At 61.3% G+C, this 21,764-nt stretch carries 24 protein-coding genes, 2 pseudogenes and 1 riboswitch; of the genes and pseudogenes, 12 read left to right on the forward strand and 14 right to left on the reverse strand.

Annotated features, from left to right (window positions below):
• Nucleotides 1–214 precede the first annotated feature (214 nt).
• Together F4560_RS21795 and F4560_RS21800 are read right to left on the reverse strand one after the other, a co-directional pair.
• The gene (locus F4560_RS21795; RefSeq protein WP_184922670.1) at nt 215–562 is read right to left on the reverse strand and encodes a hypothetical protein; all 348 of its coding nucleotides are present in this window, start codon (nt 560–562) and stop codon (nt 215–217) included.
• Nucleotides 563–972: 410 nt separating this feature from the next.
• Nucleotides 973–1,950: a hypothetical protein gene (locus F4560_RS21800; protein ID WP_184922672.1), complete on the reverse strand. Its 978-nt coding sequence runs from the start codon at nt 1,948–1,950 to the stop codon at nt 973–975.
• A gap of 676 nt (nt 1,951–2,626) precedes the next feature.
• Between F4560_RS21800 and F4560_RS21805 the strand changes: the two genes are divergently transcribed.
• The 8 genes from F4560_RS21805 to F4560_RS21840 all read left to right on the forward strand — a co-directional run bounded on the left by F4560_RS21805 (nt 2,627) and on the right by F4560_RS21840 (nt 5,918).
• Nucleotides 2,627–3,310: an HNH endonuclease gene (locus tag F4560_RS21805; RefSeq protein ID WP_184922674.1), complete on the forward strand. Its 684-nt coding sequence runs from the start codon at nt 2,627–2,629 to the stop codon at nt 3,308–3,310.
• Nucleotides 3,307–3,465, forward strand: a complete 159-nt coding sequence (locus F4560_RS21810) for a hypothetical protein (protein ID WP_184922676.1) — start codon at nt 3,307–3,309, stop codon at nt 3,463–3,465. Before F4560_RS21805 ends, F4560_RS21810 begins: the two co-directional genes overlap by 4 nt.
• On the forward strand, nt 3,458–4,033 hold the full coding sequence (locus tag F4560_RS21815; protein ID WP_184922678.1) for a hypothetical protein: 576 nt from the start codon (nt 3,458–3,460) through the stop codon (nt 4,031–4,033). Before F4560_RS21810 ends, F4560_RS21815 begins: the two co-directional genes overlap by 8 nt.
• Nucleotides 4,034–4,308: 275 nt before the next feature.
• Entirely contained in the window at nt 4,309–4,554 is a 246-nt protein-coding gene (locus F4560_RS21820) for a hypothetical protein (protein WP_184922680.1), read from the forward strand.
• Entirely contained in the window at nt 4,541–4,711 is a 171-nt protein-coding gene (locus tag F4560_RS21825; protein WP_184922682.1) for a hypothetical protein, read from the forward strand. Before F4560_RS21820 ends, F4560_RS21825 begins: the two co-directional genes overlap by 14 nt.
• Nucleotides 4,712–4,755: 44 nt before the next feature.
• Nucleotides 4,756–4,896, forward strand: coding sequence for a hypothetical protein (locus F4560_RS21830; RefSeq protein WP_184922684.1), 141 nt, complete (start codon nt 4,756–4,758; stop codon nt 4,894–4,896).
• Nucleotides 4,897–5,106: 210 nt separating this feature from the next.
• Nucleotides 5,107–5,499: a hypothetical protein gene (locus F4560_RS21835; protein WP_184922686.1), complete on the forward strand. Its 393-nt coding sequence runs from the start codon at nt 5,107–5,109 to the stop codon at nt 5,497–5,499.
• A gap of 56 nt (nt 5,500–5,555) precedes the next feature.
• A complete protein-coding gene (locus F4560_RS21840; protein ID WP_184922688.1) occupies nt 5,556–5,918 on the forward strand; it encodes a hypothetical protein in 363 nt (120 codons plus the stop codon).
• 175 nt (nt 5,919–6,093) lie between these two features.
• Here the strand turns inward: F4560_RS21840 and F4560_RS21845 are convergent, their stop codons facing one another.
• Nucleotides 6,094–7,449, reverse strand: a complete 1,356-nt coding sequence (locus tag F4560_RS21845; protein ID WP_184922690.1) for a recombinase family protein — start codon at nt 7,447–7,449, stop codon at nt 6,094–6,096.
• A 378-nt stretch (nt 7,450–7,827) separates the two neighbouring features.
• On the opposite strand from F4560_RS21845, the pseudogene F4560_RS46680 reads away from it, so the two are divergent.
• From F4560_RS46680 to F4560_RS21855, 3 genes and pseudogenes are all read left to right on the forward strand, one after another.
• Nucleotides 7,828–8,085, forward strand: a pseudogene (locus F4560_RS46680) (endonuclease domain-containing protein); the annotation flags it as partial.
• Between the two features lie 33 nt (nt 8,086–8,118).
• Nucleotides 8,119–8,415 (forward strand): annotated as a pseudogene (locus F4560_RS44880) (3-methyladenine DNA glycosylase); the annotation flags it as partial.
• A 53-nt stretch (nt 8,416–8,468) separates the two neighbouring features.
• Complete coding sequence (locus F4560_RS21855; protein ID WP_184922694.1) at nt 8,469–10,247, forward strand: substrate-binding domain-containing protein; 1,779 nt, start codon at nt 8,469–8,471, stop codon at nt 10,245–10,247.
• 19 nt (nt 10,248–10,266) lie between these two features.
• On the opposite strand, the gene F4560_RS21860 is transcribed toward F4560_RS21855, so the two are convergent.
• Genes F4560_RS21860 through F4560_RS21875 form a run of 4 tightly spaced genes read right to left on the reverse strand, consistent with a single transcriptional unit; the run spans nt 10,267 to nt 12,982 of the window.
• A complete protein-coding gene (locus F4560_RS21860; RefSeq protein ID WP_184922696.1) occupies nt 10,267–11,235 on the reverse strand; it encodes an NAD(P)-dependent alcohol dehydrogenase in 969 nt (322 codons plus the stop codon).
• A gap of 2 nt (nt 11,236–11,237) precedes the next feature.
• A complete protein-coding gene (locus tag F4560_RS21865; protein WP_184922698.1) occupies nt 11,238–11,513 on the reverse strand; it encodes a hypothetical protein in 276 nt (91 codons plus the stop codon).
• Nucleotides 11,513–11,863 carry an ArsR/SmtB family transcription factor gene (locus tag F4560_RS21870; protein WP_184922700.1) on the reverse strand — a complete coding sequence of 117 codons (351 nt, stop codon included), beginning with the start codon at nt 11,861–11,863 and terminating at the stop codon, nt 11,513–11,515. The genes F4560_RS21865 and F4560_RS21870 overlap by 1 nt, the downstream gene beginning before the upstream one ends.
• Before the next feature lie 51 nt (nt 11,864–11,914).
• Nucleotides 11,915–12,982: a helix-turn-helix transcriptional regulator gene (locus tag F4560_RS21875; RefSeq protein ID WP_184922702.1), complete on the reverse strand. Its 1,068-nt coding sequence runs from the start codon at nt 12,980–12,982 to the stop codon at nt 11,915–11,917.
• Nucleotides 12,983–13,035: 53 nt separating this feature from the next.
• Between F4560_RS21875 and F4560_RS21880 the strand changes: the two genes are divergently transcribed.
• The gene (locus F4560_RS21880; RefSeq protein ID WP_184922704.1) at nt 13,036–13,437 is read left to right on the forward strand and encodes a DUF3224 domain-containing protein; all 402 of its coding nucleotides are present in this window, start codon (nt 13,036–13,038) and stop codon (nt 13,435–13,437) included.
• 157 nt (nt 13,438–13,594) lie between these two features.
• Here the strand turns inward: F4560_RS21880 and F4560_RS21885 are convergent, their stop codons facing one another.
• The 7 genes from F4560_RS21885 to gcvH all read right to left on the reverse strand — a co-directional run bounded on the left by F4560_RS21885 (nt 13,595) and on the right by gcvH (nt 21,737).
• On the reverse strand, nt 13,595–14,428 hold the full coding sequence (locus F4560_RS21885) for a hypothetical protein (protein WP_184922706.1): 834 nt from the start codon (nt 14,426–14,428) through the stop codon (nt 13,595–13,597).
• 109 nt (nt 14,429–14,537) lie between these two features.
• On the reverse strand, nt 14,538–17,426 hold the full coding sequence (gene gcvP, locus F4560_RS21890; RefSeq protein WP_184922708.1) for an aminomethyl-transferring glycine dehydrogenase: 2,889 nt from the start codon (nt 17,424–17,426) through the stop codon (nt 14,538–14,540).
• 156 nt (nt 17,427–17,582) lie between these two features.
• Nucleotides 17,583–17,673: riboswitch (glycine riboswitch) on the reverse strand.
• Between the two features lie 330 nt (nt 17,674–18,003).
• Nucleotides 18,004–18,570, reverse strand: a complete 567-nt coding sequence (locus F4560_RS21895) for a MerR family transcriptional regulator (RefSeq protein ID WP_184922710.1) — start codon at nt 18,568–18,570, stop codon at nt 18,004–18,006.
• Nucleotides 18,571–19,464: 894 nt separating this feature from the next.
• Nucleotides 19,465–19,938, reverse strand: a complete 474-nt coding sequence (locus F4560_RS21900; RefSeq protein ID WP_053720858.1) for a bifunctional nuclease family protein — start codon at nt 19,936–19,938, stop codon at nt 19,465–19,467.
• A 151-nt stretch (nt 19,939–20,089) separates the two neighbouring features.
• A complete protein-coding gene (gene ftsR, locus F4560_RS21905; RefSeq protein ID WP_184922712.1) occupies nt 20,090–20,764 on the reverse strand; it encodes a transcriptional regulator FtsR in 675 nt (224 codons plus the stop codon).
• A gap of 14 nt (nt 20,765–20,778) precedes the next feature.
• On the reverse strand, nt 20,779–21,240 hold the full coding sequence (garA, locus tag F4560_RS21910) for a glycogen accumulation regulator GarA (RefSeq protein WP_033427969.1): 462 nt from the start codon (nt 21,238–21,240) through the stop codon (nt 20,779–20,781).
• Between the two features lie 113 nt (nt 21,241–21,353).
• On the reverse strand, nt 21,354–21,737 hold the full coding sequence (gene gcvH, locus F4560_RS21915; RefSeq protein ID WP_184922714.1) for a glycine cleavage system protein GcvH: 384 nt from the start codon (nt 21,735–21,737) through the stop codon (nt 21,354–21,356).
• Nucleotides 21,738–21,764 lie beyond the last annotated feature (27 nt).

The following is a 21,764-nucleotide window of genomic DNA, read 5'->3' on the forward strand; positions in this document are numbered from 1 at the left end:
TCATAGTGTCGTTTGCATTCAGCACAACGACCACGGATTACTATTCTTCTGCAACCCCCCGCACATAATCTCTTGACTGCGATCACCTTACTTCTTCGACTTTCCTATAGATTTGAGACGCTTACCGCATTTAGGGCAATTGCCTTTGTTCTTGCTGCTGTAGCGCTTATAAATGCACTTAAAGCAGACCAGTATGTAATCACCTGGTGACATGTCAAATCTTCTCGATTCTAATAATGAGCCTATCCAGCTCGTCGTCTGTTGTAATCATTTCGATTACCTTCGGAGGAACGTTATGTTCCGCCGCAATATGAAATAGTCGCAAGCGATATTCCTTGATTCCGAATACAAGATCGAAATACTTTTCTTTCCATGTATCTGCTTCGTCTTCAAGCGATTGAACCTTACTTGAAAGCTTGTCGATTAATTGTTGATGTTTGGATACTTGTTCTCTAAGTTCTCTTCTATAGGATCTACCGCCATTACTCCAGACGGCTATTAATCCTGCTAATCCCCCGCCGGATATAACACCTATGATTGCGAGGATAATTTCTACGCCCATTCATAGGCACATCCTTTCGGTTAATTTGACTAACCCTCGGTATGGGGAACCGTTTGCGCCACCGAAAAGGAATTTGAATAAAAAGTGGCAGAAACGAAAGCAAAGGCTCAACCCATACCGAGGGTTAATATTGATGGGATCTTTTTGTAATACTTCTGATCCCTCAAATCCAGAAAGCCCGATCGGTAAGGAGAGGAGCGTTAGCTTAAGACTTCTGGATACCGGGGAATTATTTTCCCCTCTACTTATTAATAAGAGGGTGCACCCCGTAGAGTGCACCCACCTTTTGAAACTTTCTTCAGATTATTTATTGCTACCCCTCAGAACGGCCCTGAGAGCTTATTACCTTATTAATGGGGTGGTTGTACCCTAATCCCTATTCATTAAGCCGTAGGGCTGATCTAGACCCCTTACCAGTCAAAGCCTGACGGCTCGACCAGTCCAGTTCTCACTAACGCTTGCTCTGCGATTTCATCGGCGGTACCCGTAAAAGCGCCATCTCTTACCGAGGTCATAGCGACGCTCATTGCATTGACGATTCTTGAATCACTGATTCTTGACTTAGCTGATTCTTCCTTTAAGCGACTGCGGATCTTTGTTCTGATATCCGCATAGTAACCTTCGGACCCCGGTAGATTCTCTGAACTCACCCCGTTTATTTCACTCACTGACCCTATGTTCTCAGAACACACCCCCTCTTTCTTTGCTGGCACTTTAAGTACTCCATTAGAATCAAGGATATATGTATCAGTCAAGGAATAAGTAGGGGGTACGCTAGTCGCTCTGCGACTAGCCCCAAACATTTCTTTTCCTTTGGAGTCAAGGAGGTTCATTGAAATAACAATGCCGCCCGGCTTTGCCGGGCTTACTTCTTTATTCTCTTCTTTGATCATTAGTAGTTCCTTAGTTGTTTGTGTGTTGTCAGAACATACCTCCTGTGTTGTCAGAACATAGGGGGTGTGTTGTGAGGACATACCCCCTATGTCGTCAGAACATAGGGTAGGCATTGCGAGGTCGTAGTATTTACGACCGTCTTGCTTATCCTTTGATGAATCGTGAGTCATTAAGCCAAGCTCTTCTAGTAATTGGAAGACCTGACCTACGGTTTTATTCGACATATTGAAGTCTTTTGCGAGCTTAATTTGAGAGCAGTAAATGCCCTCTCCTGTTGTCCAATCAGCGTACTTTTGTGACAGGTGATAGGCGATAAATCCAAACGAAGTACTCGCCTTTAATACAACCGGCTTACCGGTGGCAGTGGTTACCTTGACTTCTGTTTGCTCACTAACGTGAGTATCAATTATCAAAAGCCATTCTCTTTTACTGTATTCAATCATTGTGGTTGTCTCTTTCTCGACATATAAAAGACCCCAAGTGCGGACAACCACGAACGCACTTGGGGTCTTCAAGTCTTTATTTGAAGTAAGCTGAAATGTTCCTTTCGGAGGTGGTTGTCTTTCGCTTCTACTTCTATTATCCGGATATTCTTCTATTTGTCAAATCGCCGGATGATTATTAGGAACGTTTATGGTTGGACTAAAGTCCTCTTTATCCGGGCCTAAAAGGCTTCACCGGTAATTCTCTCTGACCTATCCATTGTATCATTGTTGACCGGGGATACCTAGCCACATTCGCCGTATGACCCCCTAGCAGGGCCGTAGAGCCTCCCTGACCCCTCTTGGGTACAGGCATATAGGCAAGGGCTTAAAAGTCCTTCTATGAAGTTTCCGCAGGTCAAACTATGTTACTTATAGTCGCACGCATAGATACCATGATCATGTCAAGGGCCGTTACCCATACTTGATTAGATGCTCCTTGATTGCATTAGTGCTGCTCTTTGCATTGCTTATGCCCGGTCAAACCATAGCGTTTATTAATGTAACGGGGTATACAATCACCCCACCCGCTATTTTTAATAACGCAGAATCGCTATAGGTAACGATGTGATCTCGGTAACACTTTCCTAGAATAGCCCATAATAGCCACATTTTTACACAAACAATGGAAATATATGATATACTATATATAGATGGTCGGTAAGGACCACAAATAGGAGAAAAACAAATGAGAGAAGTAAGCTATTCATTACTAGCAAAGAAGTACGGGGATTATGACATCCTTTCTGATGGTCGCATTTACTCTTGGAAAAGACGTAAGTTTCTATCGGATAGAGCCTCAACCACATATCAAGAAGTTTGCTTGATGATTGAAGGCAAACGAGAACAATGGAAAGTTCATCGATTAGTGACAGCGGCTTTCTACGGACCATTACCCGAGGGGATGCAAACAAGACATCTCAATGGAAACAGTCGGGACAATAGACTTAGTAACTTGGCTTATGGAACACCAGCAGAAAACATTGCAGACAAAGAACGTCACGGAACAATGTTGAGAGGAACGGATACGCCAATGGCATTATTCAACAAAGAGCAAGTATTAGAGATCAAAGAGGCCCTATCAAACGGTGTCCACTATACAGAAGTAGCAAAGCAGTACGGCGTAAGCGAATCGGTTGTTTACTGTATCGCCAGAGGAAAGACCTATAAGAATGTCGGACCATCACTCTTCATTTCATCTCCGGACAGAATGACCAAAGAGCAAGAAGCAAAGCTAGTCGAGTTGGTTTATGATGGTAAGACAATCAGTGAGATAGCGGAAGCAATCGGTTATAACGTAGGTGCCGTATCACGCAAGTTCAAGAGACTAAAGGGAAAATCAATCAGAGAGTTTAGGAAGGTAGCAGCATGAGCGAAATAAGGATTACTTCTGTAGCGGCGGAAGATAAAGAGAGAATTGAAAGATGGGCAAGAGCGCAGAACTTGCGATTGACAACGGCGGTAAAGAAAGCACTTTTAGATACCGTAGATCAATGGGAAAGGGGAGAGAATGTTGACAATGGCTGATCAGTTCACCTTTGACTTCATGCGAGCTAGCGCAGATGTCGACAAGATCGCCCGTAAGATTATTATTACATCCGGGTTTGATCCATCTAGATATTTGGAAGACATCGCACAAGATGTGCGACTGTATATGTACGAGAGAATAGATAGACTGAAAGAACTAGTAGTATCCAAGAGCTATCAGAATGCGGTTATCAAGCACGCTACATTGAATGCCTTGCTTCCATTGAAGCGGGAAAGAGAAATGCAAGTAGAGTCAACGTACCCACGTTGGTGGATTAAAGACAACCTGGATGACCTGTTAGACGGATTGTCAACACCGACTTATGCGTACGTAGAAGATAAGCTAACAGATGCCAAAGTGAAACAGATAGTAATCAACGGTCATGATGAACAAGACCTAGCAATACAGGTTGATTTCAACCGTGCCTTTACTTCCTTGACCGATAAGCAACAGGAAGCATTATCAAAGGACAGAGAGACTGCAAGCGATAGATCAGCATTCAGTAAGGCACTAGACAGGCTTCACCTGGCAATGAATAAGCCGGGGAAAATCAAGGAGGAACAATGAGAATAGTAAGAGAGTACGAACTAGCACACAGGAGAGCACTACGGGCAAAGATGGGTATTGACTCCGACCCTTTCGCAAAGATTAAAGAAATGATTGCAAAAGTGGATGAGCTTCTAGACCAGTTTGAATCGGCAGTGAATCACTTAAGATGACACGAATTACAGATTGGAACCAACGACCGGCAATCGAATTACCCGGATGGTTCAAGCAAGTACAGAAAGATAGCAAGACCATCACAGTATGTGGTGAAACGTTCAAAACTAAGGAGAATGAAAATGGGCAAGATTGAGCAAGTAAGAGCCGAGGTTGATAAAGGTAACCAGGGAAACCTAGACCTTAGCTTAGTCATTAAGTTAAAAGATGGTGAGCCATGCAGTCACGGATATGCAAGAGGCACCATCAATGGAGTTGATATATCCGATTTAGTGAGAGTGGATGTGAACCGACTTAGTGCAAGTGACTTACTCGGAGAAGTCCGAATAGTATTCTTCCTTGACTATGGGGACTATGAAAATGAGTGAGAATGGATGGAAGGCGGTAGCCGATTTGGTAAACGGTGGGTTTGCGGTTGGTTTCGAAGTAGATTCAGGCATGAACCCGGTGAATGTAGTTGCATTAGATGACACTACAGTAAGAAGATTCTCAATTGAGATGGAAGTAGCAGAAGAAAAAGAATAGGGAATGGGCAGCCTTAGGGCTGCCTCCCTCTAGGAGAAAGGTAAATGGATGACGTAGACAAGCTAGCGGAGCTAGCCGAGAAGATGAAAGCAATTGAGCAAGGGCTAGGCAAGAGAGCGACTAGAGAAGAAACTCTAGAGGCATTCATTCAAGCTCTAACCAAAGAAGCTGAAGACGATGAATGATTGCCACTGCTGGCACAGCTTATACGGTAATCACCAGTGTAGCGGAGGCTTAGACTTAATAAGCCTGTCCCCCGGAATCACTATTAACGTATGTCAACAATGCAGAACAAGAATAACACAGCAGAGCGAAACAATGAAGAGGTACCGCTCTCAATAATGATACAATAAGGGTGGACACCAATAGTGCCCACTCCCTTTTTGGGAGATATTATGAAGAATAGAAAGGAAAAGAACAAAATGGATGACAAGAAAGCAAAAGATGGGGAGCTTGAAACTCAATCGACACCCTATGACCAGTGGGATTATAGGATTGAAACCAGAGGTCTAATCTATAAACAATTCACTATGGGTTACATGCAAGGTCTCGGAGTATTCCCCGCGATATTGATAGACAACTACGGCAGTCAAGATGAGTCATATGAAAGACTTCAGGTATGGGTTACAAAGCAAGTAGACGAGACATTGGTAAGTGACTTTCAGGCTATGGCCGATGCACTACCCGAGGATTCACCGCGTAAAGCTACATTCGCCTATATAGCAAATATGGTCGCATCGGTTTACGACTCATACGTTAATCCGCCCGACTGGTCAGACTTGCCATAAAGTGGACACTTTAGCCAACGTAACGACCATTGCTAGAACAGACCGAACGTGATTGGATGCGCGACATGAAAAAGAGCCACAAGATAGCAGCATGGATCACCGGTGCGATTCTCGTTGCCGTACCTCTCACACTCGGCTTGACCGGCTATGAGCCTGAATTCAGTGCTGACGAAGAGAGAGCTTATGACAGAGTTGTCAAGCTCTACACCGGGAAAGAAGCTATTAATACTTTTCCTAAGGCAGATGTGGTCAATGATATTAATGAGTTTTGCGGAAATCTCACCAAGCACGAATACCGGTCGGATGCTGCACAGGCTACCGACTTTGTGACTGATGAGTTGAGCTATGAACTTTCTCTGATCTATGGCGTAGAGGTTATTTGCCCCGATGATTGGAGTAAGGCAAAGAAGATGGAATAGTGAGGATGGATGGAACCTACAGAAGGGATATGGGTTGACGAGATAGACGCGATACTGTCAAGGATGGTATTCGATGACAAGACAGCCCGAGATATCAAGACCATATTGCAGCAATAGAAAACCCCCGTGAGCAGACTTACACTCACGGGGGTTTTGCTTAGGCATTACCTAGTGGCTAGTCAGGAAACACAAGCTGATCGGGATGGAACCTAGTTCCCTTTGCCCCCGTAGGCTTGACACCAACCACCGGGAACAAACGCTTGATAGTTGCTCGCTGCTGGTCAACACTCGCGTTGAAGAAAGCTTGAGCGTCATCTACAGGCAACTTGGCTTGCTTGGCAGAGGTCTTACGCAATGCCTTGATTTTGTTCTCGGCATCCTGGCGAACGTCAACGAAGTCGGCAAGAGTAATCATCTCTGCCTTCCATGCGTTGCGTGCCTCATCAATCTTGCGTTCTAGCCTTTCAATCTCCTTTGCATTGTCATCGTCTAGCGGTACGTCCTTGACTGCCGGAAGCATCTTGATTGCTTTGTAGGTCAGGGAGATCATGAATTCGTCAACAGCCTTCATGTTGCGGACAATCTTTCCACAACCACCACGACTGACATTGCAGTAGTAACTAGGTGCCTTACCCCCTAGTCCCTTACCGCAGAGGTCACAGACAAGAATGCTGGTAAGCAAGTGCTTACGGGCAGTGTTGCGGGAATACGGTTCATTGTTCTCAACCGCAGTCAGGATCTCGGCGTGCTCTTCGACAGTGAAAATCTTCTCCCACTTGCCTACTCCGACAACCTCACCTTTGAATGCCCTCAATCCAGCGTGCGTAGGGTTGGTAACCATCTTGATGAGGTTCTGACTTTTCCACGGCTTACCCGAGTAGGGCAATCTGCCAGCAGCATTGAACTCTTTGCACAAGGCATAGGCAGATTCACCCGCAATCATTCGCTTGCGTGCCTCTTGCAAGAGCTTCTTTTCCTCGGGAACCGTAGCCGAGAAGTCATAGACATAACCATAGGTGCGGTTCTTTGAGATCGGGGGTTCCCCCGCTTCCGCACGTTCGAGCTTCTGCCTTGATACCCGTCTGGCAGTATCGGCAGATGATTTGTTTGCAATGCTTACCAGGATACGGGCAACCATCTTCCCGTTGTCCGTACTCAAGTCGATCTCACCGGTTACAACAGCATTGGGAATCCCAGTTTCCTCAACAATGTCAATGAGGTTTTCAAGGTCTCGGTTCTGCCTTGCAACACGGTCAAGGTCATAGGCAATGATGCCATCAATGACCCCTGACTTTAGATCAGTGAGAAGCTTCTCCCACTCATCGCGCACAACATCTTTCTTGTACGCGGATACATCATTGTCACAGTAGATGTGACTAGAGGTTCCCCACCTTTTAAGGTCAGCAACCTTCAAACAGTCTTTCGTTTGCCTATCGACACCCGCAGTCTCATCTACCGTACCAGGTAGAATCTCCGAGATACGTACATAGACACCCGCATTCTTGGGTATATAGCCCTTTGGGTATCGCATCTATCTTACCTTTCTTGTTAGTACCATTATAACAAGATATGTGGTACTATGGAAGTATTCTAAGAAAAGGATTGATGTAAATTGAAGAAGTGTAATAAGTGCTTAGTTGAAAAGGAGTTGGTTGATTTCTCTCCCTCTAGAACACATAGCCAAGGTGTAAAAGGAACCTGCAAAGCTTGTATAGCGAAAGAACGCAAAGAGGCTAGAGAGACAAAGAGGGTTGCAGAGGGTAGAAAGAAAGTTAACCGCGCTCCCTATATCGCCCCCGATGGTTTCAAATGGTGCGGCTCATGCTCCAATTTCAAGCCTTTAGACGGGTTTCATAAAGCAGCCACAATCTGTGCCTCTTGCGCCTCCAATCAAGCGTGGCTACTGAGATTGAAGTTATATTCAATTACCAAAGAGCAATACGACCAGCTATTAGCTAGCCAAGGTGGGGTTTGTAAGATTTGTAAGGAACCCGAAACTAGACGCTCTCCCAATGGCGTTGTTCACAGGTTGTCGATTGATCACAACCACTCATGCTGTGCAGATATCGCCACTTCCTGTGGCAAGTGCATTCGTGGTTTGCTGTGCCATCGCTGTAACCTGATGATCGGTCGGGTTGCCGACAGTCCAGACCTCCTACTAGCTATGAGGGACTACCTGATGGAAGACCCCCACTCGTTAGGTGACATGGATCTGTTCAAGTGGGCCTACAAGCTCGACCCGGCCACGCCGTCCGAGCTGGTCGCGGACTGCTTCGAGCTGGCATTGCGGATTCGCGAACTGGACATGCGGGCGAGCCCGTACGACCTGTCCGAGTTGGGCTACCGTCCGGTGCCGATCGAAACGGTCGACGGCCGGGCCGAGTACGTGCGGCAGCAGAGCGCGTTCGCCGAGGCCGCCGCCCCGTTGAGAGCCCGGCTGATCGACCTCACGCGGGTGTTGTCGCACTTCACCCGTTCCGCGGATGTCACCTGTTAGCGTGGCGCCGGTCGGGATTCGCCAGCCGTAGTCGGACGCTGAGAGGGAAGACGATGTCTCGACACCGCGCGCTGCGGACGAAGGTGCGGCGCGGCATCGCGACGTGGCCGGTCGCCATCGTCGGCCTGGTCGCCCTGCTCGTGCTCGGCTGGCTGGGCTGGACCTGGGTCGGCGGCCTCGTGGAACGCCGTGCCGCGGCCCAGGCGGGCGACTGCGACGAGGGTCAGGCGCTGCTCCGGATCGCGTCGACGCCGAGCATCGCCGAGGCGGTCAAGCAGGTCGCCGAGGCGTGGAGCATGCAGCGGCCCGTCGTCTACGACCACTGCATCCAGATCGAGGTGCAGTCGATCGGCTCCGAGGTCGTGCTGGAGGGCCTCACCCAGGGCTGGGACGAGGCCGCGCTCGGCGCGCGCCCGCACGCCTGGGTCACCGACTCGATGCTGTGGGCGAACCGGCTCGGCGCGCAGGACGCGAGCCTGCTCGGCGCGGCGCCCGAGTCCATCGCGACGAGCCCCGTGGTGCTGGCGATGCACCAGGAACCGGCGCAGGCGGTGCAGTCCGGGGCCGGTTTCCGCTGGACCGACCTGCCGGACCTGGCCGGCGCGGCGGACGGCTGGGGCAGGTTCGGCAAGCCCGAGTGGGGCGCGTTCACGGTCGCCATGCCCGATCCCGCGACGAACGCCGCCACCGCGATGGCCTTGCAGTCGGCGTTGGCGGGCGCGAGCCCCGAGGCCAAGGGCCCGGTGACCACCGAGATGCTGGCGCTGGACCCGGTGAAGACCACCATGACCAAGCTGACGGCCGCCAAGCCGGAGCAGACGCCCGTGAGCACGTTGGAGGCGTTGACGCTGCTGGCCGCCGACCCCGCGGTGAACGCGGCCGGGTTCGGCGCGGCGCCCGTGTTCGAGGTGGACCTGTACCGGCACAACACCGGCAAGGACGGAGCCACGCCCGCCCACCCCCTGTACGGGGTGGCGACGGGCGGGCCCACGCCGATCGCGGACTTCCCGTTCGTGCCGTTGGCCGGCGACTGGGTCGGTGAGGCCCAGGTGCGCGCGGCGCAGGCGTTCCGGGAGTTCCTCCAGGGCGACGACCAGCAGAAGACCCTGGCCGTCGCGGGCCTGCGGGTCGACGCCACCACCGAGCGGCCCAAGCCGTCGCCCGGGGTCCGGTGGGCCGCCGTGGCGGACACGCTGACGCCCGCGGACGCCAACACCACCCAGCAGATCTCGGCCGCGTGGGCGACCGCGGACAACGGCCAGGTCGTCACCGTGCTGGTGGACACGTCGAAGTCGATGGAGGAACCCGGCGGCGACGGCCGCAGCCGGATGGAGTGGGTGAAGCAGGCGCTGTCCGGGCAGGTCAACCGGTCGGTGTCCGGGTCGCTCGGGCTGTGGGAGTTCTCCATGCAGCTCGACGGCGACAAGCCGTACCGGCAGCTCGTGACCACCGGGCCGGTCGCCGGGCAGCGGCAGGCCCTGCTGGACGGGGTGGGGAAGCTGGAGCCGCGCAGCGCGACCCAGCTGTACACCAGCGTGCTCGCGCTGTACGAGCGGATGCTGGCCGACTACCAGGACGGCAAGCGGAACCGGATCGTGGTGCTCACCGACGGGGTGAACGACGGCGGGCTGACGTTCGAGGAGCTGACGTCGCGGCTCGCGTCGGTGAAGCAGCCGGGCAAGGACATCGTGATCAGCGTCATCGCGATCGGCCCGGACCCGGAACGGGAGCCGCTGACCGAACTGGCCCGCTCCACCGGCGGCACGCTGTCGGTGGCCGAGGACGGTCGCGGTGTGGACGCCGCCCTCGCCCAGCTCCTCTCGGCCGCCTAGGTCGTTCGGGGCCTTTCGGCTAGGCGGTCACCACGACCTTGCCCCGCGCGTGGCCGTCGGCGACGTGCTGGAGGGCCCGCCCGGCGTCGCTCAACGGCCAGGTGCGGCCGACGACGGTCCTGAGGTGCCCGGACTCCACCATGCGGGCCAGTTCCTCCAGGTCGGCACGCGTGGTCCGGGCGAGCACCGGCGCGATCCGGCGACGGGTGAACGGCTTGACCAGCTCGGCCTTGATCCGGTGCCGGCCGCCACCCATCCACTTGCCGCCGTTGCCGCTGTTCGGCATGAACACACCGCGGGGCGTGAGGAGCCCCAGCAGCGCGGAGAACGGGTGGTTCATGATGTGGTCGAGGATCGCGTCGTACCGCTCGGACGTGCGGGTGAAGTCCTCGCGGGAGTAGTCCACGACGTGGTCCGCGCCCAGTTCCCGCACCAGGTCGACGTTGTGCGGGCCGCACACCGCGGTCACCTCCGCGCCCATCGACTTCGCGATCTGCACCGCGTACGTGCCGATGCCGCCGGACGAACCGTTGACCAGCAGCCGCTGCCCCTCGGTGAGCCGTGCGCCGTCACGCAGGATCTGCAACGCGGTGAGCCCGGCCAGCGGCAGGCCCGCGGCCTCCTCGAACGTCGCGCCCGCCGGCTTGGCGACCAGGTTGTCCTCGTCGGCGCAGGCGTACTCGGCAAACGTCGCCCGACCCTCGCCGAACACCTCGTCACCGGGCTTGAACCGGGTGACCCCGGCGCCGACGGCGACCACTTCGCCGGCGACGTCCGTGCCCGGCGTGGTGCGTTTCGGGGTGCGCAGCCCGAAACCTGCCAGGCGCAGGACGTACGGGGTGCCGGTCGAGATGAACCAGTCGGCGATGTTCACCCCCGCCGCGCGCACTCGCAGCAGCACCTCCCGTTCGCCCGGCTCGGGCTGCTCGACGTCCCGGAGTTCCAGCACGTCCGGCGTGCCGTAGCTGTCCTGCACGATCGCCTTCATGGTCAGTCCACCGATCTGAGGATGTGTTCGACGGACGCGGTGCGGGTGCGCAGGTCGGCCAGGTCCGCCGCGGTTCGCTGCTGCACGTCGAGGGTGTTCTCGGCCAACTGCTCGTAGCGGCGGACGAGTTGGCGCAGCCCTTCGGCCTGCTCGGCGCCGATCTTCGCCTTGCGGATGTCCAGGAAGCTGCTGAGCAGGAACATCACGAAAACCAGGACCAGGAACAGGACGCCGACCGTGAGGATCGCGCCGGGCCAGGTCGTCTCGCTGAAATCCATCACGAACGCTCCTCGCGAGCCGGACCGCGCGTCGGGTCCGGTGTGGTCAGGGTCGGGACCGCCGCGGCCAGCGCCGCCGGGGTCAGGGTGAAGTCGAAGTCCGCGACCTCGAAGTACTTCATGGCCTTGCCGTCGTCGGACAGCTCCAGGCTGCCGACGACCAGCCCGGCCGCTTCCAGCCGTTGCAGGTGCATGTGGAGCAGTGGCCGGCTCACGCCGATCACGCGGGCGAGGTTGCTCACGTAGTCCCGGCCGCCCGCCAGCGTGGCGACGATGCGCAGGCGCAGCGGGTTGGCCAGCGCGGCCAGCACCTCGACCAGCTCGTCACCGGTCGGCCGGGTGCCCGTCATGTCACTCCTTCACGTGTAAGAATTCTCTTACACGTGTCAGGCTAGCACGGATTATTTCCGATAGACGGCGGTCATCGCGGCGAGCCGGGCGATGACGCGTTCGCGCAGCTCCGGCGGTTCCAGCACCTCCGCGTCGGGGCCGAGCCGGACCAGGTCGACCAGGGCGTGGTCCAGCGACTCGACCGGCACCCGCACGGTCGTCCACTCGCCCTGCGGCTCGACGTCCTTCAGCTCACGCGCGGCGACGAGGCTCAGCAGGACGCGGGCGGTCTTGAGCCCGTTCGGTGTCAGCCGGACCGTCACGCGCATCGGGTAAAGGCGCTCCTCGAACCGCTCCGACCAGCCCTGCCAGTACTTGGCGAGGTCGAACCCGTCGGGGCGGTCGAACGGCTCGTCCAGCGGGGTCAGCTCCAGCACGCGGGACACGCGGTACGTGCGCAGGTCGTCGTCCATCCGCGCGTCGTCCGTCCGCGCTTCGTCCGTCCGCGCGTCGTCCGTCCGCGCGTCGTCCGTCCGCGCGTCGTCCGTCCGCGCGTCGTCCGTCCGCGCGTCGTCCGTCCGCGCGACGAGGTACCAGGTGCCGGCCTTGAGCACGAGCCCCAGCGGCTCGACCGTCCGCTCCACCTCGACCTGCGCCCACCGGACGTACCGGATGCGGAGGCGGCGTTGCTGCCACACGGCCTCCGCGATCGTGGCGACGTGCGGCGTGCCCTCGTTGCCGCGGAACCAGCCGGGCGCGTCCAGGTGGAACCTCTCCCCCACCCGCGCGGCACGCGACCGCAACTCCGGAGGAAGGGCGGCGAGCACCTTCAGCTGGACCGCCGCCACGACCGCGCCCAACCCGAGTTCGGCGGCCGGTCCCGGTAGGCCGGCCAGGAACAGCGAGTCGGCTTCCTCGGTGGTCAGGCCGGTGAGCCGGGTGCGGTAGCCGTCGACCAGCTGGTAGCCGCCCGTCGGGCCGCGGTCGGCGTAGACCGGGACGCCGGAGGCGCTGAGCGCGTCGACGTCGCGGTAGACGGTGCGGATCGAGACTTCCAGCTCGTCCGCCAACTCCCGCGCCGTCATCCGGCCGCGTGACTGGAGCAGGAGGAGCAGGGACAACAAGCGGCTCGCGCGCATCCCGCCATCCTTCCTGACAGCACGTGTCAGGTATGCCCGGCACGATTCCCGGCATGACGACAGTTATCGCGCACGCGGAAATGAAGAGCTGGGACGAGACCACCTGGGACGGGAAGCGGTACGACGAGGTGAGCGGCCCGAAGCAGACGGCGGGCGGCATGACCGTCGAGTACAGCGGCGCCCTGGAGGCGACCGGCGACATGCGGTTCGTCATGTCGTACCCGGACGACAAGTCGTGCGTGTCGACCGGGTACGAGGTCGTCACCGGTGCTCTGGACGGCCGCCAGGGCACCTTCGTCCTGCACCACGTCGGCGGCTTCCGTGACGGCGTAGCGGACGCCACCGTCACCATCGTCTCCGCCACCGACGCCCTGGCCGGCCTCACCGGCAGCGGGCGGATCACGTGGGCGCAGGGCGAACCGGGGCGGTTGGAGCTGGACTACGACATCACCTGATCGAGGCGTCGATTTCGACGCCTCGGTAGGAGGACGAGGGCTTGGTGCAGGGGGTTTCGGTGCGCGGGTAGTGGGGTCTGGCAAGAGGTTCGACCTCACCGGCACCGGCCGCGTCACGTGAACCCATCGTCAGACTGTGGTGTCGATGGGTTCACGTTCAGGCGAGGGTCCACCGGGTCGGGCGTCCGTGCTCGTCACGGTTGATCCAGCTGCCGTCGCCAGGGAGCTCGATGTCGTAGTTGTCCTCGTGGATGTCGAGTTGCCCGAGCACGGAACCGGTCGAGAGGTCCAGGAGGTGAAAGGCGCGCCCCTCCTCATCGTCGGATTGCCATTCGACGATGACGACGGCGGTGGTGGCGTCGAGGTAGCCGCCGCCCCAGCCGACCATGACCTCAAGGTCCTCGTCATCGACCTCGGGCTGCGGCAACCGGTCGATGTCCACGACGTACGTCCGCTCGCCGGCGGGAAAGGTGTGGAACGCGACGTCGGCCTGGCTGTGGTCGACGGTCATGAACGCGTTGCCGTCGGGGGAGAAACCGATGAGCACGCGGTCGTTCCACGGGTAGGCGTGCACGTCCAGTGCGGTCCCGTCGAGGCGACCGCGGAACAGGAGGCTGCCGTCCTGACCTTCGCCGACGTCGAGCAGCATGTGCACCCCGTCCGGATGCGGGACGTGACCGGCGCCCTGGCCGGCCGTCGGCAGCGTCTCCTCGGCGACGAGTCGCCCATCGGCTGCGCGGAGCACGAGCCAGCCATCGCCTTCCCCGCGACCGAGCATCGCGTCCGGGCGGTAGACCCACACGTGCTCACCGTCCGGGAAGAACCCGGCGCTGCCACGGGCGATCGACTTCTCGGCCGGCGCGGCGAAGAGGTGCCGCCATCGGACTGTGCCGGAGGGTTCGACGTACATCGCTTCGGTCGTCGTGACCTGCACGTTCGGCTCGGCCTTGGGTTCGACCGGGTCCACAGCTCGCTTGTCCAGTAATGCCACGCACAAATGCTACGGCGGGCACGACAGCCAGTTCGACCGCGTCAACGTGCCTGCGGCCGCCCCGCCCTGACTGCGAGGGACGGCCTCGCAGCCAGGACCGAACGAGTGATCAGCCGCCGTACGCGGAGATCGGAGGGCAGGAGCAGACCAGGTTGCGGTCGCCCTTGGCGCCGTCGATGCGGCGCACCGGCGGCCACACCTTGGGCGCCGACGTGCCCGCCGGGAACACCGCCACCTCACGGCTGTACGGGTGGTTCCACTCGGCGGTGATAGAGGCGGCGGTGTGGGGGGCGTTGCGGAGCGGGTTGTCGTCCGCCGACCACTCGCCCGAGCCGACGCGGTCGATCTCGTGCCGGATCGCGATCATCGCGTCGACGAACCGGTCGATCTCGGCCAGGTCCTCGCTCTCCGTCGGCTCCACCATCAGCGTGCCCGCCACCGGGAACGACATGGTCGGCGCGTGCAGCCCGTAGTCCGCCAGACGCTTCGCCACGTCGTCCACTGTCACACCGGTCGCCTTGGTGATCGGCCGCAGGTCGAGGATGCACTCGTGGGCCACGAAACCGCCCTCGCCGGTGTAAAGCACCGGGAAGTGCTCGTCCAACCGCCGCGCCACGTAGTTCGCCGCCGCCACCGCGGTCAGCGTCGCCCGCCGCAGGCCGTCCGCGCCCATCATCCGCACGTACGCCCAGGAGATCGGCAGGATCGACGCCGAACCCCACGGCGCGGCGCTGATCGGCCCGACACCGGTCGCCGGACCCGCGGTGGGCTGCAACGGGTGGTTCGGCAGGAACGGCGCGAGGTGGGACCGCACGCCGATCGGGCCGACGCCCGGACCGCCGCCGCCGTGCGGGATGCAGAACGTCTTGTGCAGGTTCAGGTGCGACACGTCCGACCCGAACTTGCCGTACTGCGCCAGCCCGATCAGGGCGTTGAGGTTCGCGCCGTCCACGTACACCTGGCCACCGGCGTCGTGCACCAGCCCGCACACCTCGCGCACGGTGTCCTCGTACACGCCGTGCGTCGACGGGTAGGTGATCATGATCGCGGCCAGGTCGTCCCGGTGCGCCTCGACCGTCGCGCGCAGGTGCTCGATGTCCACGTTGCCGCGCTCGTCGCACTTGACGACCACGACCCGCATCCCGGCCATCACGGCCGACGCGGCGTTGGTGCCGTGCGCGCTGGACGGGATCAGGCACACGTCACGGTGGGCGTCGCCGTTGGCGCGGTGGTAGGCGCGGATCGCCAGCAGACCGGCGAACTCGCCCTGGCTGCCCGCGTTGGGCTGCAACGACACCGCGTCGTACCCGGTGATCTCGGCCATCCACCGCTCCAGGTCGCCGACGATGGTCAGCAGCCCTTCGGCGTCCGACGCGGGCGCGAACGGGTGGAGGTCGGCGAACTCCGGCCAGGTGATGGGCTCCATCTCGGCCGTGGCGTTGAGCTTCATCGTGCAGGAGCCCAACGGGATCATGCTGCGGTCCAGCGCCACGTCCTTGTCCGACAACGCGCGCATGTAGCGCAGCAGCGCCGTCTCGGAGCGGTGCGTGTGGAACACCGGGTGGGTCAGGTAGTCGCTGGTGCGGCGCAAGTCGGCGGGGATGCCGTCGGCGGTGTCGGCGTCCAGGCCGTCCACGTCGGCGACGGTCGCGCCGAACGCCTGCCACACCAGTTCCAGGTGGGCACGGGTGGTCGTCTCGTCGCACGCGATCGAGACGACGTCGGCGTCCACCTGCCACAGGTTCACGCCCAGCTCGCGCGCGGCGGAGACGATATCGGCCGCACGGCCCTCGACACGCGCCTGCACGGTGTCGAAGAACTCGCCGTGCACGACCTCGACACCCGCCTCGACCAGGCCCGACGCCAGCACGGTCGCCATCCGGTGGGCGCGGGTCGCGATCGCCCGCAGCCCTTCCGGACCGTGGTACACCGCGTACATGGAGGCGATCACCGCGAGCAGGACCTGCGCGGTGCAGATGTTGCTGGTCGCCTTCTCCCGGCGGATGTGCTGCTCACGGGTCTGGAGCGCGAGGCGGTAGGCGAGGGAGCCGTCGGCGTCGACGGACACGCCGACGAGCCGTCCCGGAAGCTGCCGCTCCAAGCCCTGGCGCACGGCCATGTAACCGGCGTGGGGGCCGCCGAACCCGATCGGCACGCCGAACCGCTGGGTCGTGCCCACGACGACGTCCGCGCCGATCTCGCCGGGCGGGCGCAGCAGCGTCAACGACAGCAGGTCGGCGACGACGACGGCCTGCGCCCCCGCCTTGTGGATCTCCGCGATCACCCCCGCGTGGTCGCGGACCACGCCGGACGCGCCGGGGTACGACAGCAGCACGCCGAAGTAGTCGCCGCCGAGGCCGAGCCCTTCGAGGCCCTGGGAGAGGTCGGCGGTGACGATCTCGATGCCCAGCGGCTCGGCGCGGGTCTCGATGACGGCGAGGGTCTGCGGGAGCGTGTCGACGTCCACCACGAACTTGGCCGACTTCGACCGGCCCGCGCGGCGGACCAGGGTCATGGCCTCGGCGGCGGCGGTGGACTCGTCCAGCATCGAGGCGTTGGCCAGCGGCAGGCCGGTCAGGTCGCCGACCATGGTCTGGAAGTTGAGCAGCGCTTCGAGCCGTCCCTGCGAGATCTCCGGCTGGTAGGGCGTGTACGCGGTGTACCAGGCCGGGTTCTCCAGCACGTTGCGGCGGATCACCGGCGGGGTGGTGGTGCCGTAGTAGCCGAGGCCGATCATCTGGGTCATCGGCCGGTTCCGGGCGGCGAGGGCGCGCAGTTCGGCCAGCGCCTCGGTCTCGGTGGCGGGCGCCGGCAGGTCCAGCACGAGGTCGCGTTCGCGGATCGACGACGGCACGGCGCTCTGCGCCAGTTCCTCCAGCGAGCCGACGCCGATGACGTCGAGGATGCGGGCCAGCTCCACGGGCCGCGGGCCCACGTGCCGGTCGGCGAAGGGCGTGCCGTGCTCCAGAGCGGCCAGGGGAATGCGGTCCTGCGTCATGTGATGCGCCTCCAGGATGGCTACGGACACACTTCTGCCGTTGCCCTCCCCCTCTGTCTCTGCCCGGTGTGCGGGCGCCTGAGAGCTTCACCCGGTTCGCGGGCTTGCACCGTCGGCGGGGTCGACCGGAAGGGCCGACCCGCTTTCCAGAGGCGTCTCACCCGCGCGGTCCTTGCGCCTGAGAGGTTCCGGGGAGGATTTGCTCCTTCGGCGCCGAGACTGGCTCGGACTCTCCCGCGCGGGTTGAAGCGACTACGCGCGAAACGATACCTCGCGGTCGCGCCCGTGGTATCGCCGCGCGACGTGGATCTCAGCTGGAGCTCAGCGGGTTCCGGCAGGTGGACTGGGCTGCGGGTCCAGGCAGCAGGTCCGGCAAGGTCTCGGCCAGGTGGTCCCGGCAGCGGTTCCGGCAGGGTCCCGGCCACGTGTGCCGCCAGCGGGTCCGGCACAGGGTCCCGGCCAGGTGGTCTCGGCGGTGGTTCCGGGCAGCGGGGTCCGGCAGGCTCCCAGCCAAGTAGTACCGGCAGCAGGTCCGGCAGGGTCCCGCCCAGGTGGTGGCAGCGGTTTCGGGCAGGGCTCAGCCGATGGCGCGGGTGCGGCGGCGGCGGGACAGCTCGTCGTCGGCCGCGTCCACGATCTCGCCGCCGTCCGCGCGTTCGGCGGGGAAGTCGTGGATCGTGCCGCTGATCTCCCGCATCGCGCCGCTCACCGCGATGCCGAACACGCCCTGGCCACCTTGGAGCAGGTCCACCACCTCCTCCGGCGAGGTGCACTCGTAGACGGTGGTGCCGTCGCTGAACAGCGTGATCCGGGCCAGGTCCTGCACGCCGCGGCGGCGGAGGTGGTCGACCGCGACCCGGATGTTCTGCAACGAGACACCGGTGTCCAGGAGTCTCTTGACGACCTTGAGGACCAGGATGTCCTTGAACGAGTAGAGCCGTTGGCTCCCCGAGCCGTGGGCGCTCCTTATGGTCGGGTTGACCAGCCCCGTGCGTGCCCAGTAGTCCAGCTGGCGGTAGGTGATTCCCGCGATCTGGCACGCGGCGGGGCCGCGGTACCCGACGAGTTCGTCCGGCAGCGAGGAGTCCGGGAACAGCTCGCCCTGTTCACCGGTTCCGGCCCGGATGGGCGCTTCCTCGACCACGCCTGCCTCCCCTCGGTCCGGTCACGACGACCGGCGACCAACGTGAAGCCGCCGCGGTGCCGAATCACACCGTGGCAATTCACCTGAGTTCGACGGTAAGACCGCCTAGGGGGCAGGTCAACGCGACGCGCGGGACGTGTCTGCCCTAAACCTCAGGTTGAGGTTGAGAGAGCCGCCTGACGTAAGCCATTCGAGTGACGTTTAGTGATCGTTTAGCCGATGATCGCTGACGTTGTGTAACCCGACGGTGTTCCACGAACGAGTGAGACCCGAGGTTGATCCACAACGCACCGCACACGCGGTTATCCACAGGCTCGGGCCGACGGCCCGGAATTGTCGGACCCGCCTGGAAAGATCGAAAACAGGGATCCCCTGGGCGGGGACCCCTGCGAGAGCGTGTGCGCGTGGGGTGTGCCGGTGGCATGTGCCGTGTGCCGTGCCGTGTGCCGTGTGCCGTGCCGTGTGCCGTGGTGTGTGCGGGTGGGACGCGAGGAGAGGCGAGGGCGAGCGAGAACCGTGCGGGGGCGGCCGAGTGGGCGGCGCGGGCGCGGGCGGCCCGAAGCGGTGGCGCTGATACCGGTGTGCGCTGGCGGGGGCGGCCTTGGCGGGGTGTGCCCTTGCGCCGGTGGCCCGGCGGTGGCGCGGGCGGCCGGAGGTGGTGACGGCAGGAGGCGGTGGCGGCCGGAGGCGGTGGCGCGGGCGGCCAGAGGCGGTGGCGCGGGCAGCCAAAGGCGGTGGCGCGGGCGCTCGTGGCGGGGGCGCGCGTGGCGGTGTGCCCTGGCGGCATGGCGCTGAATGGTGGCCCGGGTGTCGGTGACCGAGGCTATGTGTCCGCGGTCTCTGCGACCGTGCCTGCGACCGTGGCGATGTGGACCGTGGCTACGTGGACCGTGGCTACGTGTCGGCGCCGCGGAAGTCTTCGGGGGAGACGGAGTCGAGGAACTCGCGGAACTTCTCGACCTCGTCCTCCTGCTCGTCCGGGATGATCAGTCCGGCCTCGGCGAGCACGGACTCCTCGGCGTGGATCGGCACACCGATCCGCAGCGCGAGCGCCACCGAGTCACTGGGCCGCGCGGACACTCGGATGTCGCCGTCGAACACCAGCTCGGCGAAGTAAGTGCCCTCTTGCAAATCGGTGATCCGGACCTGCTCCAGCTGCCGGCCGAGGGCGCCGATGACGTCCTTGAGCAGGTCGTGCGTCAACGGCCGCGCGGGCCGGACGCCTTGCTGCTCCAACGCGATCGCCGTGGCCTCGACCGATCCGATCCAGATCGGCAGGTACCGCTCGCCCTCGGTTTCGCGCAGCAGCAGGATCGGCTGGTTGGCGGGCAGTTCCACCCGCACGCCGACGACGCGCATTTCGCTCATCGGGTCTCGCCTCCCTCAGCGCGCTGAAATTCTGGCGTCCCCGTTACCCACGAGGATCCCCCACGTACTCGTTCGACGCTACCCGCCAAGCGGGCCTTGTGCGCAACCGTCGGCGGGCTCCGGATCACGATGCGGACACACCACATCCCGGTCAGATGCGGTTACCCGGCACGTCGCGCAAGCCAACCTTCACGAGCAGTGTGTGCAGGGTCACCGACAGTGCCGCCAGCTCGCGCACGACCTCTTCGACCCTCGCCCGGTCACGCTGCCGGTGCACCGTCGTCAGCACCTGTTCGACCAGGCCGATCTCACGGTCCGCGGCGGCGCGGAAGGGGCGCAGGTGGCGCGCCTCCAACCCGTGCTCCACCATCGCCCGCACGGTCGACGCGATCTGCACCGCCTCGTGGTCGTAGAACCCGCCCGCACCCGCCTTGATCAGGCCGTGCTGCTCCAGGTCCGCCAGCACACCGGGCTCGATGCCCGCCCTTGCCAGCAGGTCCTCGCGGGTCACCCGGTGCCCGGCCGCCGGCGCCGGGTCGGCCGTGCGCAACGCCTTCGAAGCGCCCTGGTCGGCCGCCTCCAACTGCTCCTTGATGACCTTCAGCGGCAGGTACCGGTCCCGCTGCGCGGCCAGGATGAACCGCAGGCGCTCGACGTCCGCCGTGGTGAACTGGCGGTACCCCGAGGCCGTGCGCGCCGGGCGGACCAACCCCTCCGACTCCAGGAACCGGATCTTGGAGATGGTGACGTCGGGGAAGTCCGACCGGAGCTGCGCCAACACGGCCCCGATGCTCAACCCCCCGCGTGACCGCCCGGCCGCCGTCACCGGAGCCCCATCGCTCAGGCCCCCTGGCCCCCGGCGCCCGGACCGGTCAGGAACACCAGGCGGAACTTGCCGATCTGCACCTCGTCGCCGTTCGCCAGCACCGCCTGGTCGACGGGCTCGCGGTTGACGTAGGTGCCGTTGAGGCTGCCCACGTCGATCACCACGAACTCGCCGCCCTCACGGCGGAACTCGGCGTGGCGGCGGGACACCGTCACGTCGTCGAGGAAGATGTCGCTGTCGGGATGCCTGCCCGCGCTGGTCGTGTCGCGGTCCAGCAAGAACCTGGAACCCGCGTTCGGACCCCGCTTGACCACGAGCAGGGCCGACCCGGCCGGCAGCGCGTCGACACCGGCGACGGCCGGCTCCTGGGCGGGCGCCTCGGCGCCCTCTACCTCGGCGAGGAAGTCGGCCCGGAAAACGGAGGTCCGCTCCGGGGACTGCTCGGGCGGAACGCCTGGCCCGTCGTTCGTGCTCACCTGAGCTCTCCTCCTGCTGCTGGAAGCGTCGAGACCGCTAGAACCTATCGTGCCCGAACCCTTGTCTGAGGAGCGGCTCCCCCACCGACCGAAGAGCCGCCGGAAGATCGACGTCACTCCGAGGCCGCCAGCTCCTGGTACGCGGCGGCGTCGAGCAGGTCGTCGACCGCGGTCGGGTCCTCCAGCCGCAGCTCCACCATCCACCCCTCGCCGTACGGGTCGGAGTTCACCAGGTCGGGCTGCTGGTCCAACGAGTCGTTCCGGGCGACGACCTCACCGCCGAGCGGCGCGTAGATGTCCGAGACGCTCTTGGTGGACTCCACCTCGCCCAGCGTCTGGCCGGCCGCGACCTGCTCACCCAACTCGGGGAGTTGGACGAACACGACGTCGCCGAGTTGCTCCTGAGCGTAGTCGGTGATGCCCACACGCACGGTGTCCTCACCTGTGCGCAGCACCCACTCATGTTCCTCGGTGTACTTGAGCTCCTCGGGAATCACCGCGGTGTGCTCCTTCAATGACGGTGG

The sequence above is a fragment of the Saccharothrix ecbatanensis genome, from assembly GCF_014205015.1.
GTDB classification, from domain to species: Bacteria; Actinomycetota; Actinomycetes; order Mycobacteriales; family Pseudonocardiaceae; genus Actinosynnema; species Actinosynnema ecbatanense.